The sequence below is a fragment of the Pseudomonas khorasanensis genome (assembly GCF_014268505.2).
Classification (GTDB): domain Bacteria; phylum Pseudomonadota; class Gammaproteobacteria; order Pseudomonadales; family Pseudomonadaceae; genus Aquipseudomonas; species Aquipseudomonas khorasanensis.
The window spans coordinates 26,183-43,181 of sequence record NZ_JABWQP020000006.1 but is presented as its reverse complement, the minus strand read 5'-3'; the positions used below and the strand labels follow the sequence as shown (position 1 = coordinate 43,181).

Annotated in this window: 16 protein-coding genes; 3 read left to right on the top strand and 13 right to left on the bottom strand. The window is 59.6% G+C overall.

Features of this window, described 5'->3' with window-relative positions:
• Window positions 1-48 precede the first annotated feature (48 nt).
• Window positions 49-1,608: an AmpG family muropeptide MFS transporter gene (locus HU727_RS14975; protein ID WP_186534327.1), complete on the bottom strand. Its 1,560-nt coding sequence runs from the start codon at window positions 1,606-1,608 to the stop codon at window positions 49-51.
• 43 nt (window positions 1,609-1,651) lie between these two features.
• Complete coding sequence (locus HU727_RS14970) at window positions 1,652-2,005, bottom strand: MGMT family protein (RefSeq protein WP_186534326.1); 354 nt, start codon at window positions 2,003-2,005, stop codon at window positions 1,652-1,654.
• Window positions 2,006-2,169: 164 nt separating this feature from the next.
• On the opposite strand from HU727_RS14970, the gene HU727_RS14965 reads away from it, so the two are divergent.
• Window positions 2,170-3,177 (top strand): DUF481 domain-containing protein, encoded by a 1,008-nt coding sequence (locus tag HU727_RS14965; protein ID WP_186534325.1) that lies wholly within the window; start codon window positions 2,170-2,172, stop codon window positions 3,175-3,177.
• A gap of 48 nt (window positions 3,178-3,225) precedes the next feature.
• Here HU727_RS14965 and HU727_RS14960 read toward each other — a convergent pair whose 3' ends face one another.
• Both HU727_RS14960 and HU727_RS14955 read right to left on the bottom strand, forming a co-directional pair.
• The gene (locus HU727_RS14960; protein WP_225919844.1) at window positions 3,226-4,680 is read right to left on the bottom strand and encodes a toxin-antitoxin system YwqK family antitoxin; all 1,455 of its coding nucleotides are present in this window, start codon (window positions 4,678-4,680) and stop codon (window positions 3,226-3,228) included.
• A 130-nt stretch (window positions 4,681-4,810) separates the two neighbouring features.
• Entirely contained in the window at window positions 4,811-5,020 is a 210-nt protein-coding gene (locus HU727_RS14955) for a cold-shock protein (RefSeq protein ID WP_002554837.1), read from the bottom strand.
• Between the two features lie 355 nt (window positions 5,021-5,375).
• Between HU727_RS14955 and dcd the strand changes: the two genes are divergently transcribed.
• Together dcd and HU727_RS14945 are read left to right on the top strand one after the other, a co-directional pair.
• Window positions 5,376-5,942 (top strand): dCTP deaminase, encoded by a 567-nt coding sequence (gene dcd, locus HU727_RS14950; RefSeq protein ID WP_007904652.1) that lies wholly within the window; start codon window positions 5,376-5,378, stop codon window positions 5,940-5,942.
• Between the two features lie 108 nt (window positions 5,943-6,050).
• Window positions 6,051-6,257 (top strand): hypothetical protein, encoded by a 207-nt coding sequence (locus HU727_RS14945; protein ID WP_186534324.1) that lies wholly within the window; start codon window positions 6,051-6,053, stop codon window positions 6,255-6,257.
• Between the two features lie 44 nt (window positions 6,258-6,301).
• Here HU727_RS14945 and pdeM read toward each other — a convergent pair whose 3' ends face one another.
• From pdeM to HU727_RS14900, 9 genes are all read right to left on the bottom strand, one after another.
• Window positions 6,302-6,958 (bottom strand): ligase-associated DNA damage response endonuclease PdeM, encoded by a 657-nt coding sequence (gene pdeM, locus HU727_RS14940; protein ID WP_186534323.1) that lies wholly within the window; start codon window positions 6,956-6,958, stop codon window positions 6,302-6,304.
• The gene (locus tag HU727_RS14935) at window positions 6,955-9,444 is read right to left on the bottom strand and encodes a ligase-associated DNA damage response DEXH box helicase (protein ID WP_186534322.1); all 2,490 of its coding nucleotides are present in this window, start codon (window positions 9,442-9,444) and stop codon (window positions 6,955-6,957) included. Before HU727_RS14935 ends, pdeM begins: the two co-directional genes overlap by 4 nt.
• A 129-nt stretch (window positions 9,445-9,573) precedes the next feature.
• Entirely contained in the window at window positions 9,574-10,338 is a 765-nt protein-coding gene (locus tag HU727_RS14930; RefSeq protein ID WP_186534321.1) for an ABC transporter ATP-binding protein, read from the bottom strand.
• A gap of 13 nt (window positions 10,339-10,351) precedes the next feature.
• Window positions 10,352-11,470: a succinylglutamate desuccinylase/aspartoacylase family protein gene (locus HU727_RS14925; protein WP_186534320.1), complete on the bottom strand. Its 1,119-nt coding sequence runs from the start codon at window positions 11,468-11,470 to the stop codon at window positions 10,352-10,354.
• Window positions 11,471-11,498: 28 nt separating this feature from the next.
• The gene (locus HU727_RS14920) at window positions 11,499-12,209 is read right to left on the bottom strand and encodes an ABC transporter permease (protein WP_186534319.1); all 711 of its coding nucleotides are present in this window, start codon (window positions 12,207-12,209) and stop codon (window positions 11,499-11,501) included.
• On the bottom strand, window positions 12,206-12,934 hold the full coding sequence (locus tag HU727_RS14915; protein WP_186534318.1) for an ABC transporter permease: 729 nt from the start codon (window positions 12,932-12,934) through the stop codon (window positions 12,206-12,208). The genes HU727_RS14920 and HU727_RS14915 overlap by 4 nt, the downstream gene beginning before the upstream one ends.
• Window positions 12,935-12,990: 56 nt before the next feature.
• Window positions 12,991-13,773: a transporter substrate-binding domain-containing protein gene (locus HU727_RS14910; RefSeq protein WP_186534317.1), complete on the bottom strand. Its 783-nt coding sequence runs from the start codon at window positions 13,771-13,773 to the stop codon at window positions 12,991-12,993.
• Between the two features lie 369 nt (window positions 13,774-14,142).
• The gene (locus HU727_RS14905) at window positions 14,143-15,831 is read right to left on the bottom strand and encodes an ATP-dependent DNA ligase (protein ID WP_186534316.1); all 1,689 of its coding nucleotides are present in this window, start codon (window positions 15,829-15,831) and stop codon (window positions 14,143-14,145) included.
• The gene (locus HU727_RS14900; RefSeq protein ID WP_186534315.1) at window positions 15,828-16,862 is read right to left on the bottom strand and encodes a ligase-associated DNA damage response exonuclease; all 1,035 of its coding nucleotides are present in this window, start codon (window positions 16,860-16,862) and stop codon (window positions 15,828-15,830) included. The genes HU727_RS14905 and HU727_RS14900 overlap by 4 nt, the downstream gene beginning before the upstream one ends.
• Between the last annotated feature and the right edge of the window lie 137 nt (window positions 16,863-16,999).

Below are 16,999 nucleotides of genomic sequence, written 5' to 3'. Positions count from 1 at the left end.
AGCGGCGAGGTCCAGCGGCGGGATTGCTCCCGCCATTGGCGAAGCGTCCTACAATTCTTCCGGGATTGGCGTCGGTGCGGGCTCGTCCGCTGGCGTCGGGCCTTCGCGGCGGCGCTCCTGAAACCAGTGCACGGCAATCAATACGAGCGTCGGCACGCCGAGCAGCGCAGTAATCAGGAAGAAACTGTGATAGCCGAACTTCTCGACCAGTACGCCGGAATAGCCGCCCATCAGGCGCGGCAGCAGCAGCATGATCGAACTGAGCAGGGCATATTGCGTCGCCGAGAACTTCAGGTTGGTCAGGCTCGACAGGTAGGCGACGAATGCCGATGTGGCCAGACCTGAACTGAAATTGTCGAGGGAAATGGTCACGACCAGCATTTGCAGGTTCGGGCCCATGTCGGCAAGCATCACGAACAGCAGGTTGGTGGCGGCCGACGAGACGCCGCCGATGAACAGAATCGGCAGGATGCCGAAACGCACGATCAGCAGGCCGCCCATGCCGGCGCCCAGAAGGGTCATGATCAGGCCAAAGATCTTGCTGACACTGGCAATCTGATCCTTGGTGAAACCCTGATCGATATAGAACACGTTGGCCATGACGCCCATCACCGTATCCGACATCCGATACGTGGCGATCAGGCCCAGCAGCAATAGTGCCTGCCAGCGGTAGCGCAGAATGAAATCATTGATCGGCGTGAGGACCGGCGCCAGCCCGCGCCGTCCCATGGCTGACAGGCACAGGCCGGTCAGCAGTGTATAGAGGATGGCGCGCAGGAAGGCGCGGTCTTCGAGTAGCAGGTCGAGCGGGCTCATGTCACCAAACAGCACGCCCGCGAAATCGGTGTTGTAGAGCTGCGTAAACATCGCCGGCACTGACACCAGCAGCACGATCAGCACGAACACCGACATCAGTTGATGCATGAACGTGTAGCGCCCGGCCTGTAATTGCGTGCGCAGCGGCACGGGCGGCTCACGCATGAAGATCGTGGTCAGCAGCGCCGGCACCATCAATGCGCCGAACAGCACATAAGTGCCGGTCCAGGCCGCGTGTTTATAGTTGAAACCGGTGGAGCCGAAGCCTTCCGCGAAAAACAGTGCGCCAGCGGTGGCAAGCAGGGCGGCAACGCGATAGCCGGACATGTAACTGGCGGCGAGGGCGGCCTGGCGACTGTCGTCGGCGATTTCCAGGCGATAGGCGTCTACCGCAATGTCCTGGGTGGCAGAAGCGAAAGCGACGACGACGGCAATGGCGATCAGCCAGGACAAATGCTTTTGCGGGTCGCAGAAACCCATCCCGATCAGCCCGAGAATGACCAGCGTCTGCGAGAGCACCAGCCAGGAACGGCGACGGCCAAGCTTGCCGAGCAAGGGCAGGCGCCATTGGTCGAGCAGTGGTGACCAGACCCATTTGAACGCGTAGGCCAGACCGATCAGGCTGGCGTAGCCGATGGTTTCGCGGGCAACGCCCGCTTCACGCAACCACACGGACAGCGTTGAGAACACCAGCATGTACGGCAGGCCGGCGGCAAAACCGAGCAACAACAGCACGAGCGTCGAAGGACTGGCATAGGCGGCGAGCGCGGCGCGCCAGGTTTTACGGGGCATGGGCTGAAGTCTGCCTCAAAATTGCGAAAACAAAGCGCGCACTCTAACCGCTGTGCTCTACCGGACGCCAGCCATGGCGCCGAATATCCACACGATTGTTCAGGACGGTAATGCCTTCCATGCGCAATCGGGCGCGCTGTTCATCGCCGGAGGGGCTGCCCACGGGCAAGCTGATTCGCCCGCCAGCGCCCAGCACGCGGTGCCAAGGTAACTTGGTGTCACCGGGCAATTGGCTCAGGGTGCGGCCGACCCAGCGGGCGGCGCGGCCCAATCCGGCCAGTTCGGCTAGCTGACCGTAACTGACGACCTTCCCTTCAGGTACTTGGGCGAGCGTCGAGTAGAGCGCCGTGCGTCGGATTTGCGCGTCGTTCTCAACGCTGTCGAGTGGGTCTTTCACGTACGCGGTTCCTGAGCGTGGGCGTGTTGAGGTTAACAAGGGTAATCGCTGGCGGCGCAGTTGAGAAATGAACTCAATTGAAATAGTCCGGTCAGTCCTTGTCATGGCCTGAATCCTACGGATAATGCCGACTTTTTTCGCCACTCTGAGTCGTCGATCTACTTATGTTCCCCAGAACCCTGTTGTGCCTTGCTGTTTTCAGCGCGTCCACGCCCTTGCTTGCCGACACCGTCTGGTTGAAAAACGGTGACAAGTTGAGCGGGACGATCACTGTGTTCGACGGCGGCAAGCTGTTGATTCAGACCAAATACGCCGGTGCGGTCAGCATTGACTGGAAAGAGGTCAAGACGCTGGACAGTGATCAGCAATTGCTGGTCAAGCAGGACGCCTACACCGGTGAAGTGTCCAAGTCGCTGACGGCGGCGGACGATGGCAAGGTCACGCTGGCCAACGGCGATGCGCCGAAAACGGTCGAGCTGGCGAGCATTCAACAGATTCTCAAGCCCAAGCCGATCGTCACCGACCTGGTGTGGAAGGGCAATGTCGATCTGGCGCTGGATTATCAGCGGGCAGAGAAAGATACCGATGACTACGACGTGGGCTTCAAGACCTCGGCGCGTCATGGCCGCTGGCGTCACACTGCCGAGGGCGAGTACAACCGCGAAGTCCAGGATACAGAAACCACCACCAACAACTGGCGCGCCGAATACTCCCTCGACCGCTTCCTGACAGACCAGTGGTTCTGGCAGGGCCGTTTGAATTACAAACGCGACCACGTCGAGGAGCTTTCGCGTCAGCGTGTGGTAGGTACCGGTCCGGGCTACCAGTTCTGGGATGACGAGCTGGGCGCATTCTCGCTGGGCTCCTTGCTCAACCGCACCGATTACGAATATCGCGATGGCAGCAAGGACAATTTCTATTCCGTTGCCATGAAGTGGGATTACAACCGCTACCTGATCGGCAAGAAGGTCGAGTTCTTCACCAACGGTGAAGTCGGCAAGCCGTTGTCGGGTGTTGCGGACTACGCGCTGGATGCGGAGCTGGGCTTGCGCTACAAGGTTACGGACTGGGCCTCGCTCAATCTCAAGGCGGAGCGCGACATTATTAGCGGCACCAACGATGCGGATTTGAACAAGACCCGTTACACCGCAGGGTTTGGCGTGGCTTGGTAAGGCCTACTGATACAAAGGAGAAAGCCCCGTGATTGCGGGGCTTCATTGTCAGCTTTCTGCTTTGGTCTTGCTGGTGGGAATCGAAACACATTCTCCCTGCTTGATGCCCATCTGGTAATGGCATTCGTAGCTCAGGCTGCCGTCTTTCCTGAAGAAGCGCATCGGGCCATGCGCGGCACCCTCGATATAATCGGTAAATGAAGCCATCCCACCGTTTTCGTGCCATGTCGCGGATGCTCCGTGAAGCTTGTCGTTCTTGTATTTTCGATGTTCTTTGAGCTGGCCGGTCGCATACCACTGTTTGAAGTCGCCCTGTTGGCGATGCTTTTCATCCCACTGCCACTGCAAGGTTTGCTTGCCTTGCTCATTCCATTGCTCATAGCTTCGTTGAACGCCGTCCTTATAAAACTGTTTCTCTTTGACAGTCCCGTCGATGAAGTGAGTGGTTAACCAGCCATCTGGCTTTCCGTCGACGTTGTTGCGCAAAGTCTTAATGGCTCCGTTGTCAAAATAAGAATTATCCGGTCCTTGAGATGTGCCGTTGATGAAAACCGTTTCGTACTTGATCTGTCCATTCGGATGGTATCCAAGGGCAGGGCCGTGGAGAACGTCATTTCGATAGCTGCTGCGCCCGATCAGCGCCCCGTTCTCGTCGTATTCGAGGTACTCGCCATCTACGTGCTTGCCCAGATGCCAATTATAAGACTCAGCGACTTTGCCATTTTCGTGATAGATAAATTGCCAACCGTCGAGATGGTTGTTGAGGTAGTTTTCACGCTTGATGACGACGCCTTGATCGGAATACGTCAGCGCCTCGCCCTGACGCAGGCCGTTAGCATCATTCTGGTAGGTCCGGCGGGGTTTTCCGTTTCGATAGTAAGCTTTGTATGTCAGAACGGGTTTCGCTGAAGCGAAGTCTTCTCTGTCGACGTAATGCTCGCTGCGTAGACTTCGCGTGTCCCGGTAAAAAATTTGTGCTTGCCACGCCTGTTTTTCTTCGTCATAGGGCATTGGCATTTGCAGGTAGTACAACGCCAGGCCTTCGCCGATCGGCTTGAGGTGCTCGTCCAGATAAAGCTTGTCGTCTGCCAGAGGGTTCGTCAGGTCTGCGCACTCCTCTGGAGTGCAGGGGCGTACCTTTTCGAAGAAGGCGCGTTTTCGCTCACAAGCTGAGAGCGTCAGAATCAGGGGGATTTTTTGGTCGATCAAGTCTTGGACTTCGCCGAGTGCGCGGCGAAATGATTCGGTTGGGATGCCCAATGATTCTGGGGTCAGGTAGACCTCGTTGCTCCCGCAAGCATGAGGGGTAGAGAGTGTCAGGAGTGCTGCTCCTCTAAGCTGCATCGAAGAGTGGCCATTGACTTCTGGCCCTTTCGCCAAATAGGTCGCGCGAGGGTTCATGTCAAGGATCACCGTAGGGTGATCAGATTTTGTCTCTGCATTGAGAGACGGTGCGAACGCCAACAGCAGTGCGTTGAATGTGTTCCAAGAGATGAATTGCATCCTGCTTCTTCCATGTGATTCCGGGGCGCGGATCATATAGAGCGGAGGCAAAAAGAGGGGCGAACAAAACACGCAGACACAAAAAAGCCCCGCTTTTGAGGGCGGGGCTTTTTTCTAAAGAAGCTACAAGTTAGATAACTTGTACTTCCTCAGCTTGCATGCCTTTCTGACCGCGGGTAGCGATGAAAGAAACCTGTTGGCCTTCTTTCAGGCTTTTGAAGCCGTCGGATTGGATAGCTTTGAAGTGAACGAACAGGTCGTCACCGGATTGTGGGGTGATGAAGCCGAAGCCTTTTTCATCGTTGAACCACTTAACGGTACCGGTTTGGCGATTAGACATGGTGTAACTCCTTGAACAAAGATAACTGCGACTCAGGAAGAACCCTGGCCGAGACTGAGTGCAAAGAGCAGGAAAAATTCTTGTAGATGGTTGGATCGAAATTCAACATATCGTGTAGAGATTCTCAGTGACACAAGCAACACAGTGACGCCACCTTAACCGTTTTTCCGGAACGTGCCAATGTTTCTTGCAAAGGTTTCTGTGTTTTAGGGATCGACGGTGCGACGGTTCGTCGCCACAGCGCGTAAATACGGGGTGTTCGCCGAGAATTGCGTTGCGCACTTTGAACGAGGCGACGCGCCCGGTAAGATGCCGGACAGAATTTTTCCACCTCGCTATTCAGGACAAACCCGCCATGAGCATCAAATCGGACAAGTGGATTCGCCGCATGGCGCAGGAACACGGCATGATCGAACCGTTCGTCGAGCGCCAGGTGCGCGGCAGCGACGACAGCCGGGTGATTTCCTACGGCGTGTCGAGCTACGGCTACGACGTGCGTTGCACCAACCATTTCAAAGTGTTCACCAACATCAACTCGGCCATCGTCGATCCGAAAAACTTCGACGCCGGCAGCTTCGTCGACATCCACAGCGATGTCTGCATCATCCCGCCGAACTCCTTCGCCCTGGCCAGCACCGTCGAGTACTTCCGTATTCCGCGCAACGTGCTGACCATCTGCCTGGGTAAAAGCACCTACGCCCGTTGCGGCATTATCGTCAACGTCACCCCGCTCGAGCCCGAGTGGGAAGGCCACGTGACGCTGGAGTTCTCCAACACCACCAATCTGCCGGCGAAAATCTACGCCAATGAAGGCGTGGCACAGATGCTCTTCCTCGAATCCGACGAGGAATGTGAGGTTTCCTACAAGGATCGCGGCGGCAAATACCAGGGCCAGCGTGGCGTGACATTGCCGCGTACCTGAGTTGCCGTCCGACGGATGTCGGGAATTCTTTTGCGGGCAGACACTCTATGGGGTGTACTGCCCGTTTTTCGTTTCAGACAAAGACGGGCCTTCAACGAGGAGTGCCCTATGAAGATCGACCCGCGAATCAGCGCTGAACTGGCAAGGCTTGAGCCCAATCAGATAGGCGTACTGGCCTGGTCGCTATTGGCGAATCCATCTTTGAGCCTGTCCGGTGTCCCCGGTCAGCCGGATCCCGATACTCCCTACGAACAACCGACCGAACCCGGCGAGCCCACACTGCCGGACGAACCGCCTCCGGCGCCTGTCGCCTGATCCACTGGTGCAGATATGGCCCGGCAGTCAGATCCATATGAGATCTAACTGACGGGCCATATTTCGTTGTCGCCAATCACAAAGACTCTGCAGCTTTCGTCGCGCTCGACCTGAAAACCACCGGTAAACGCACCGAACGCCGGCATCAGGCTGATGCGCTCACCCAGCCTGAAACAGGCCAGGCGCAAGCTCTGTCGCCCTTTGCCGTGCAGTCGATAGACCGGGTGCACATGGCCCGCGAGCACGTGTCGTTCGGGATGCGGATCGGGTTCATGCTGCAAGGCGAACGGCCCGAGCAACAGCGGTTCGGGCACCACGCGGATATTCAACGAGGCGGGTGGATCGCCCGCGCGCTTGTCGTGATTGCCGCGAATCAATGTCATCGGCAGCCCAGCGTGCCGCTCACGCCATTGTGCCAAGGCTTTCAGCGTATTTTCCGCGTGAGACCCAGGCCCGTGGAGGAAGTCACCGAGAAAGATCAATTGTCGGCACGGCAGCCTGGCCAGCAGCGCGTCGATGACTTCGATATTGCTCGCCGTCGTGCCATGCGGAACTGGTTGCCCGAGGCTGCGATAGGCCGCCGCCTTGCCGAAATGCACGTCTGCAATCAATAGCGCTTCTTGGGCTGGCCAGTACAGGGCTTTCTCTGGCAACAACCATAACTCTTCGCCGGCCAGGCGCACCGGGTACGCTGTATTCACGACGATTTTCCGTTATCAGCGGTTTTTTCCAGGTCACCGACCATTCTTCTGATCCTGTCAGCCAGTTTTTCCGAGCTCATGCTTTCGCGCATCCGCTCCACCAGCAGGGGGAATCCCAGCGGTGTAGGACGCTTGATCTGATGCACGTCGAGTTTCATCTCATTGATACGCGCCAACGTCAGTTCCAAACGCCGAATATCCAGTTCTTCGCGTAGGACTTCTTCCCCTGCCTGGGCCAGTAGCAGGTTGTCGGCGTCATACTGCTTGAACACATTGAAGAACAAACCACTGGACGCCTGCACCTGCCGCGTACTTTTCGGCGCCCCTGGATAACCCGCGAACACCAGCCCGGCAATCCTCGCGATTTCGCGAAAGCGGCGCAGCGCCAGTTCGCCGGCATTGAGGCTCGCCAGCACATCCAGTAACAGGTCGTCTGCGTTGAACAGACGTGCGTCGAGCTGCGCCGTCCAATCTACCGGCGTGGCACTGAGCAATTCCAGACCGTAATCATTGACCGCGATCGAGAAGGTCACCGGCTGGCGCTGACTGACGCGCCACGCCAGCAAGCTTGCCAGCCCCAGATGCACCTGACGTCCGGCAAAGGGATAGAGGAAAAGGTGCCAGCCTTCGCGGGACTTCAGCACCTCGGCCAGCAGATTTTCCGTGGTGGGCAAGCCGGACCAGCGGATCTGCGTTTCCAGCAACGGCCGCAGCGCGCGCATTTCCGGGCCATTGAACGCTCCCTCAGCGGCAGCGCTGAAGCGCGCAACCACCGCTTGGGCCAGCTCGTTGGATAACGGCATGCGTCCGCCATTCCAGCGCGGCACGGCGGCCTTTTTCGCGGTGCTGCGTTTGACGTAGGCGGTCATGTTCTCCACCCGCACCAGCTCCAGCAAGCGGCCGGCGAAGAGAAAGCCATCGCCGGGTTTGAGCCGGGCGATAAAGCCTTCCTCGACGCTGCCCAACTGTTTGCCACCGCCGCCCTTGCTCCAGAACTTCAGGTTGATGCTGGCATCGCTGACAATGGTGCCGATGCTCATGCGGTGGCGCCGCGCCAGACGTGCATCCGGCACGCGCCAGACGCCGTTCTCGTCCGGCTCGACCCGGCGATAATCCGGATACGCCGTCAGCGACATTCCGCCATGACGTACGAACGCCAGCGCCCAGGCCCAGTCAGCCGGTGTCAGGTCGCGATAAGCCCAGGCCCCACGGACTTCTTCGTACAGCTCCTCAGGAATAAACCCACCGCCAAGGGCCATGCTGACCAAATGCTGAACCAGGACATCCAGCGGCTTGTGCGGTGACAGGCGTGGTTCGATTCGGCGCTGCTCGACCGCGTCACGCGCGGCAACGGCCTCGATCAGCTCAAGACTGTGCGTCGGCACCAGCGTCACGCGCGAGGTGCGCCCCGGTGCGTGGCCGGAACGCCCGGCACGCTGCATCAACCGCGCAACGCCTTTGGCCGAGCCGATTTGCAGCACCCGCTCGACCGGCAGGAAATCAACACCCAGGTCCAGACTGGACGTGCAGACCACCGCTTTCAACTGGCCGTTCTTCAAGGCCTGCTCGACCCAGTCGCGGGTGTCGCGCGACAGTGAACTGTGGTGCAACGCAATCAATCCGGCCCAGTCCGGGCGCGTTTCCAGCAACGCCTGATACCAGATTTCCGATTGCGCCCGGGTGTTGGTGAACACCAGGCTGCTGGCGCAGGCATCCAGTTCAGCCACGACCAGCGGCAGCATTTTTAGACCTATGTGCCCGGCCCATGGAAAACGCTCGATAGCGGGTGGGAGCAGGGTATCGACCTGCAGCGTTTTTTCGCTTTTGCCCTGAACACTGACGCCGCCGCCCTGTGGGATCAGCACTTGCTCGGCGTGGGACTGGTTACCGAGCGTAGCGGAAACACCCCAGACGATCAGGTCCGGCTGCCAATAACGCAGGCGGGCGAGGGCGAGTTGCAACTGGACGCCGCGTTTATTGCCGAGCAATTCGTGCCATTCATCCACTACGATCATGCGCAATGTCGACAAAGCAGCACGTGCATCCGCTCGGGCGAGCAGCAGTGTCAGGCTTTCCGGTGTGGTGATCAGCGTGGTTGGCAGGCGCCGGCCCTGACGGGCGCGTTCGCTGCTGCTGGTGTCGCCGGTGCGCAGGCCGATGCTCCATGGAATCTGCAAATCATCGACCGGAGTTTGTAGCGCGCGCGCGGTGTCGGCGGCGAGGGCGCGCATTGGCGTGATCCACAGCACGGTCAGCGGTTCGGCCGGCGGTTTGCGTTTGCGCGGCGTCGCTACGGACGGAGGTATGCGAGCGAAGCGATTGAGCGCGGCAAACCACACCGCGTAGGTCTTGCCGGCGCCGGTGCTGGCGTGAAGCAGCCCGGATTCGCCATTTTTTACCGCTGCCCACACCTGTTTCTGAAAGGCGAACGGCTTCCAGTCGCGGGCGCTGAACCAGGTTTTTGCAAGGTCGGGGGATTTCGCCATGCCGGCTGCGTGCGCTCTGGAGGGGTTGTTTCAGAGACAGCGAAGCGGGCGGACAAGTTTAACTTTGTCGGTCGATGGATTCCCTTGTGGGAGCGAGCAGGCTCGCTCCCACAGGGTGTGTGGCAAACTTTATTTCAGGTTTCCGCTCAGGAATTGTTTGAGGCGTTCGCTTTTCGGATTGCCCAGCACCTCCTCGGGCGCGCCTTCTTCTTCAACCAGACCCTGGTGCAAAAACAGCACCTGGCTCGACACCTTGCGCGCAAAGCTCATTTCGTGCGTCACCATGATCATCGTCCGGCCTTCTTCGGCCAGACCCTGAATCACTTTCAACACCTCACCGACCAGTTCCGGGTCCAGCGCCGAAGTCGGTTCGTCGAACAGCATTACCTCCGGCTCCATCGCCAGCGCCCGGGCGATCGCTACGCGTTGCTGCTGACCACCCGAAAGAAACGCCGGGTACTGATCTGCCACTCGCGCCGGCAAGCCGACCTTGTCGAGATAGCGCCGGGCGCGGTCGTCGGCTTCCTGCTTGCTGCAACCCAAAACCCGGCGCGGAGCCATGGTGATGTTTTCCAGCACCGTCATGTGGCTCCACAGATTGAAGTGTTGGAACACCATCGCCAGCCGCGTGCGCAGGCGTTGCAGTTCATCGGCATCGGCGACGTGCAGGCCGTGGCGGTCGGTGACCATGCGGATGGCCTGGCCGTCGAGGCTCATGGCGCCGTCGTTGGGTTGTTCGAGAAAGTTGATGCAGCGCAGAAAGGTGCTTTTACCCGAGCCGCTGGCGCCGATCAGGCTGATCACGTCGCCAGTCTTCGCCTTGAGCGAAACGCCTTTGAGCACCTGATGGTCGCCATAGCTTTTATGCAGGCCTTCAACGGTCAGTTTGTACATGGGACGAGCATCCTCAAGGCGAAAGTAGGTAGCCGCTGCGATAGGCTTCGGCGCCCGCGACGTGGGCAATGACCATGCCGGCGGTGGCCATGCGCCGCAGCGAGCGGGCGTACAGCAGGCCGGCAGAGGTGCTGCGAACGGGCGTGACGCGATCGTTGATCGGGTCGATGATTTCGGCGATTTGCTGGCCGGCTTCCAGGTATTGCCCGGCCGTGGCGGTGAATACCAGCAACCCGCCAACCGGCGTGGTCACCGGTTCCACGCCGGCCAATGGCGTGGCGGGGAACGGCAAGGGCGGCTGCGGTTTGGTTTCGCCGACGATGGCGTCGTACTGGATCAGATAATCGATCAGCGCCTGGCAGTCGCGACTGGCCAGCGGGTGACTGACGTCGCCCTGGCCACGCAATTCGACGGTGACCGAGAAGCTGCCCTGCGGAATGTCGAATTGGTCGCCGAAGCGCTCCTGCAACTGCCACCACAGCAGGGTGAAACACTCATCGAACGACTGCCCACCGGAATCGGTAGCCAGCAGACTTGCCTGCGAGCCGATGTAGCGCGCCAACGGCTCGACCTGCGGCCAGGCTTCGGGTGTAGTGTAAAGGTGCACGACCGATTCGAAATCACAGTGCAGGTCCAGCACCATGTCGGCATCACAGGCCAGCCGTTGCAGGGTCAGTCGCTGGGACTGCAGTTGCGTCGTCGGCGTCTGGCGGGCGAGGGCGTGGCGCAGGCTGGCGCGAATCACTTCAAGGTTGTGCTGCGGGTCATCGCCGAGCTTCGTCGCAATGTCGTTGCCGATTTCTTCGCTGAGGTCGACGAACCAGCGATTGAAATTCTGCCCGCTCTCGAATTCGTAGCGGCCCAGCGGCACGTCCATCAGCACTTGTTCCAGGCCAGCCGGGTTGGCCACCGGCACCAGCACGATCTCGCTGCGCAGGCGCCCCGCAGCTTCCAGCTCGGCCAGCCGTTGCTTGAGGTGCCAGGCGACGAGCATGCCGGGCAGTTCGTCGGCATGCAGCGATGACTGGATGTAAATCTTGCCCTTGGCCTGCTCGGGGCCGAGGTGGAAGCTGTGAATCTGTCGTGCGGTCCCCGGCAGCGGGGCCAGCAGGTCATGTATCTGGTGGCGCATTTTTATCTCTTTATTTCTGAAGCCGGTCCTAGTGAGTCGGCCCGAGGAAGGCCAGCCATCGGCGTTCGGCAAGACGGAACAGGCCGACCAGCGCAAAGGTAATGGTCAGGTAGATCAGCGCGGCAATGCCGAAGGATTGAAAAGTCAGAAAGGTCGCCGAGTTGGCGTCCCGCGCGACTTTCAGAATATCCGGGATGGTCGCGGTGAAAGCCACCGTGGTCGAGTGCAGCATCAGGATCACTTCATTGCTGTAGTACGGCAACGAACGGCGCAGCGCCGAGGGCATGATTACGTAGGCATACAGCTTCCAACCCGTCAGACCGTAAGCCTTGGCCGCCTCGACTTCACCATGGTTCATGCTGCGGATCGAACCGGCGAAAATCTCGGTGGTGTAGGCGCAGGTATTCAGGGCGAACGCCAGGATTGTGCAGTTCATCGCATCGCGGAAGAAACTGTCGAGAATCGGCTGCTCCCTCACGGCGGCGAGGCTGTAGATACCGGTGTAGCAGATCAGCAGCTGGATGTAGAGCGGCGTTCCGCGAAACAGGTAGGTGTAGAACTGCACCGGCCAGCGGATGTAGAAGTGCGGCGAGACGCGGGCAATCGACAGCGGAATCGAGACGATGAAGCCGATGCAGATCGAGGCGGTCAACAGCCACATCGTCATCGCCAGCCCGGTGATGTTCTGGCCGTCGGTATAAAGGAAGGCTTTCCAGTATTCCTGCAGAAGTTCGATCATCGCACGGCCTCCCGGGCGCCCGCGGCGTAGCGGCGTTCGAGCCAGCGCAGGATGACGTTGGATGCGCTGGTGATCAGCAGATAGATCAGCGCGGCAACGACCAAAAAGTAGAACAGTTGATAAGTGCTTTTACCGGCGTCCTGCGCGGCTTTGACCAGATCGGCCAGGCCGATGATCGATACCAGTGCGGTGGCCTTGAGCATCACCATCCAGTTATTGCCGATGCCCGGCAGGGCGAAGCGCATCATTTGCGGAAACACCACGAAGCGAAAGCGCTGACCACGTTTGAGGCCGTAGGCAGTGGCGGCTTCGACCTGGCCGCGCGGTACGGCAAGGATGGCGCCGCGAAAGGTTTCGGTGAAATACGCGCCATATATGAAGCCCAGCGTCAGCACGCCGGCACTGAACGGGTCGATTTCGATGTATTCCCATTCCATGTAATCGGTGAAAGTCGTCAGCCAGGTTTGCAGGCTGTAGAAGATCAGCAGCATCAGCACCAGGTCCGGCACCCCGCGAATCAGTGTGGTGTAGAGCTGGGCGGGCAGGCGCACCAGTTTGACTTTGGACAGTTTGGCACTGGCGCCGAGGAGGCCGAGCAGCACGGCCACCAGCAACGACATCGCCGATAATTTGATGGTCATCCAGGTGCCTTGCAGCAGCAACGGGCCGAAGCCCTGAAGGCTGAACGCAGAGAGCCCCAGATTTTGCAGGAGGTTTTCGAACATAAATCAGCAACCCGAGCGGATGGAAAAGGCGCCCATCGAGGATGGGCGCCGGGGCATTATTTGCCGCTGTACAGGTTCAGGTCGCCAAAGTGTTTCTTTTGGATCTCGGCGTATTTGCCGTCGTCGTGTAACGCTTTGATACCTTTATCCAAAAGCGCTTTCAGCTCAGTGTTACCTTTCTTGATACCGATGGCGGTTTTGGAAGGCAGCAATTCGCTGTCGACCGGTTGGCTGACTTCGTAGCCTTCCCCTTTAGGCGACTTGAGGAAGCCCAGTTCGGCCTGCAGCATGTCCTGGATGGCAGCGTCGAGGCGGCCCGAGGTCAGGTCGGAGTAAACCTGATCCTGGTTCTGATACGCCTGGGTTTTCACGCCGGCCTTGTCCAGTACGGCTTTGGCGTAGGCTTCCTGAATGGTGCCTTGCTCGTAGCCGACGGTTTTGCCCTTGAGCGAAGCGACGTCTGCGCTCAGGCCGGAGCCTTTCTTGAACACGTAAGCGGTCGGGCCGGAGAACAGCTCATTGGAGAAGTCGATGACTTTCTCCCGCGCCGGGGTAACGGTCATCGACGAGATCACGCCGTCGAACTTGTTGGCCTTGAGGCCCGGGATCATGCCGTCGAAGTCGCTTTCCACCCATTTGCACTTGACCTTCAGCTCCGCGCAGATTGCGTTGCCCAGGTCGATGTCGAAGCCCACCAGGTTGCCATCGGCCGCTTTCGACTCGAACGGTGCGTACGAAGGGTCAACGCCAAAGCGCAGCTCTTTGTATTCCTTGGCCAGCGCGGAGCCGGCGGCCATGCACAACGCCAGTGCAGAAAGGGTCAGCAATGCTTTTTTCATTATTCAATCCCTAAGAACCAATATGAGCGCTTGTGGCGCAGAATTATTGTTACTGCAACGCTTACGACCTATAGAAAGTAGCAATTTCCGAACCAGAGTCCCGAACAAGTGTTTTAAAAGGTCGGGCGGGGAGAGACGAGCGCAATGGGTGCCCGGAAAAGGGCATGGCGTTTTCGTTGCACTGTTTCGGAACGCGACGCGAATTTGGGCCGCGATTTCCGGTGGCGAGGGAGCTTGATCCCGCTGGAGGGCGAAGCACTCCCCGGCGTTTATCCTGCAATACTCAGGTTGCAGGCTTTGCAACTGCTGCGCAGTCGAGCGGGAGCAAGCTCCCTCGCCACCGGGGTTCGCGGTGTTATTGAGAATGGGTCAGGCCAACAGATCCTGCAGGGTGGCGAGGCTATCGGCCTCTTCCACGGTCTTGTCCTTGCGCCAGCGCAGCATTCGCGGGAAGCGCACGGCGATGCCGCTTTTGTGTCGCCGCGACAGGGCGATACCTTCAAAACCCAGTTCAAACACCAGGCTGGGCTTGACGCTGCTGACCGGACCGAATTTTTCCACCGTAGTTTTGCGCACGATGCTGTCGACCTGGCGCATCTCTTCGTCGGTCAACCCCGAATACGCCTTGGCGAACGGTACCAGCGAGCGTTGGCTCGACTCCGGCGGGCCGTCCCACACGGCGAAGGTGTAATCGCTGTAAAGGCTGGCGCGGCGACCATGCCCGCGCTGGGCATAAATCAACACGGCATCGACGCTGAACGGTTCGACTTTCCACTTCCACCACACGCCCATGTCCTTGGTCCGGCCCACGCCATACAACGAGTCGCGAGCCTTGAGCATCATGCCTTCGACGCCCAGTTTGCGTGACGCTTCACGCTGTCGGCCGAGGTCAAACCAGTCCTCGCCGGTCAGCACGGGCGAGGGCAGCAACACCGGACTGTCGCAACGCGCGATGACTTTTTCCAATTGCTCGCGCCGTTTGACCTGAGGCTGGTTGCGCCAGTCTTCCCCTTGCCATTCCAGCAAGTCGTAGGCGAGCAGCACCACGGGCACATCCTCAAGGATTTTCTTGTCGAGGGTTTTGCGGCCAATCCGTTGTTGAAGCAAGGCAAATGGTTGCACCGCCGGGGGCTCTGGCGACTCGGGATCGAAAGCGTCTTCGGTGCGCGGATGGGTACTTTTCCACACCACAATTTCGCCATCAATCACCGTGCCGTCGGGCAAACCGTGCACCAGCACATCGAATTCGGGAAAGCGCTCCGTCACCAGTTCTTCGCCGCGCGACCATACCCACAGCCGCCCGTCACGCTTGACCACCTGGGCGCGGATGCCGTCCCACTTCCATTCCACTTGCCAGTCCATTGCCGGCCCGAGCAGAGCTTCAAACGCCTCGACCGGTTGCGCCAGGGCGTGAGCGAGGAAGAACGGGTAAGGCTGGCCGCCGCGCTGGGCGTGTTCGTCGGCAGATTCCGGGGCGATCAGTTTCAGGTAACTGGCGGCGTTCGGCCGGTTCGACAGATCGGTGTAACCGACCAGACGTTGCGCCACGCGCTTGCTGTCGAGCCCGGCCATCGACGCCAGTGCGCGGGTGACCAGCAACTTCGACACGCCTACTCGGAAACTGCCGGTAATCAGCTTGATGCACAGCATCAGGCTTGGCCGATCGAGTTGCGCCCACAGCATCGGCAGTTGTCGCGCCAGGTATTCAGGGGTTTCGCCGCGCAGTGGCAGCAGTTTGTCCTCGATCCATTCGGCGAGACCGGCCTCGGAGCTGTGCGAATTTTCCGCAAGTACCAGTGAAATGGTCTCGGCCAGGTCGCCGACGGCTTGATAACTTTCTTCGAACAACCAAGGCTCCAGCCCCGAAACGTCGACTGCCAGCTCACGCAGGATGCGCACCGGCACCAGTTGCCGGGGGCGACCACCGGAGAGAAAGTAAACCGCCCACGCGGCGTCTTCGGGCGCGGCTTGAGCGAAGTAGGCCTGCATGGCCGCCAGTTTGGCGTTGCTCGACGTGGTCGCGTCGAGTTCGGTGTACAACTCGGCGAAGGCTTTCATGCGGACGTCTCGGCGACGGTCGGTTCGGCGGTGATGTTGTCCTCTTCGTCATCGCCGTATTCGGTACTGAAGCCTTGGGCGTCGAGGCCTTTTTCGCGCAGGTGACGCACGAGCACGCCAATCGATCCGTGCGTGACCATCACCCGTTCCGCGCCGGTCTGCTCGATCGCCCACAGCAGGCCGGGCCAATCGGCATGGTCGGACAGGACAAAGCCGCGATCCACACCGCGCCGCCGACGGGTGCCGCGCAGGCGCATCCAGCCGCTGGCGAAGGCGTCGCTGTATTCGCCGAAGCGCCGCATCCAGGTGCTGCCGCCGGCCGAGGGCGGGGCGATGATCAGCGCCTGACGCATCACCGGATCGGTTTTTTTCACGTCGCCGGCATAGATGGTCGGCGGCAGGTACACGCCGGCCTCGCGATAGACGCGGTTCAAGGGTTCGACCGCGCCGTGGCTGAGGATCGGCCCGAGGTTTTCATCGATGCCGTGGAGAATCCGCTGGGCCTTGCCGAAGGAGTAGCAGAACAGCACGCTGGCCTTGCCGGCGGCGATATTGGCTTTCCACCATTCGTTGATCTCGCTGAACACCTGCGCCTGGGGCTGCCAGCGGTAGATTGGCAGGCCGAAGGTCGATTCGGTGATGAAGGTGTGGCAACGCACCGGTTCGAACGGGTCGCAGGTGCCGTCCGGCTCGATTTTGTAATCACCGGACGCGACCCAGACTTCGCCGCCATATTCCAGACGCACTTGCGCCGAACCGAGCACATGGCCGGCCGGGTGAAAACTCAAGGTGACACCGTGATGGGTCAGGCGCTGGCCGTAGTCGAGGGTTTGCAGATTGATGTCGTGCCCCAGGCGCGAACGCAGAATCCCTTCGCTGGCGCTGCTTGAGAGGTAATGCTGATTGCCGGTTCGCGCGTGATCGCCGTGGGCATGGGTGATCACCGAACGCTCGACCGGCCGCCACGGATCGATATAGAAATCCCCGGCGGGGCAGTAGAGACCTTCGGGTCGGGCGATAACAAGATCCATGTCGTGACCAGAATGGAGGGCTTGTTAAGTATGAGGCTGACGTGGGGATGGAAGTTCTATCGGTTTTCAACCGCAACCCTCACCCCAGCCCTCTCCCTTGGTTGATCGTACCCGTGCGCGGATGGATCATTCCCACC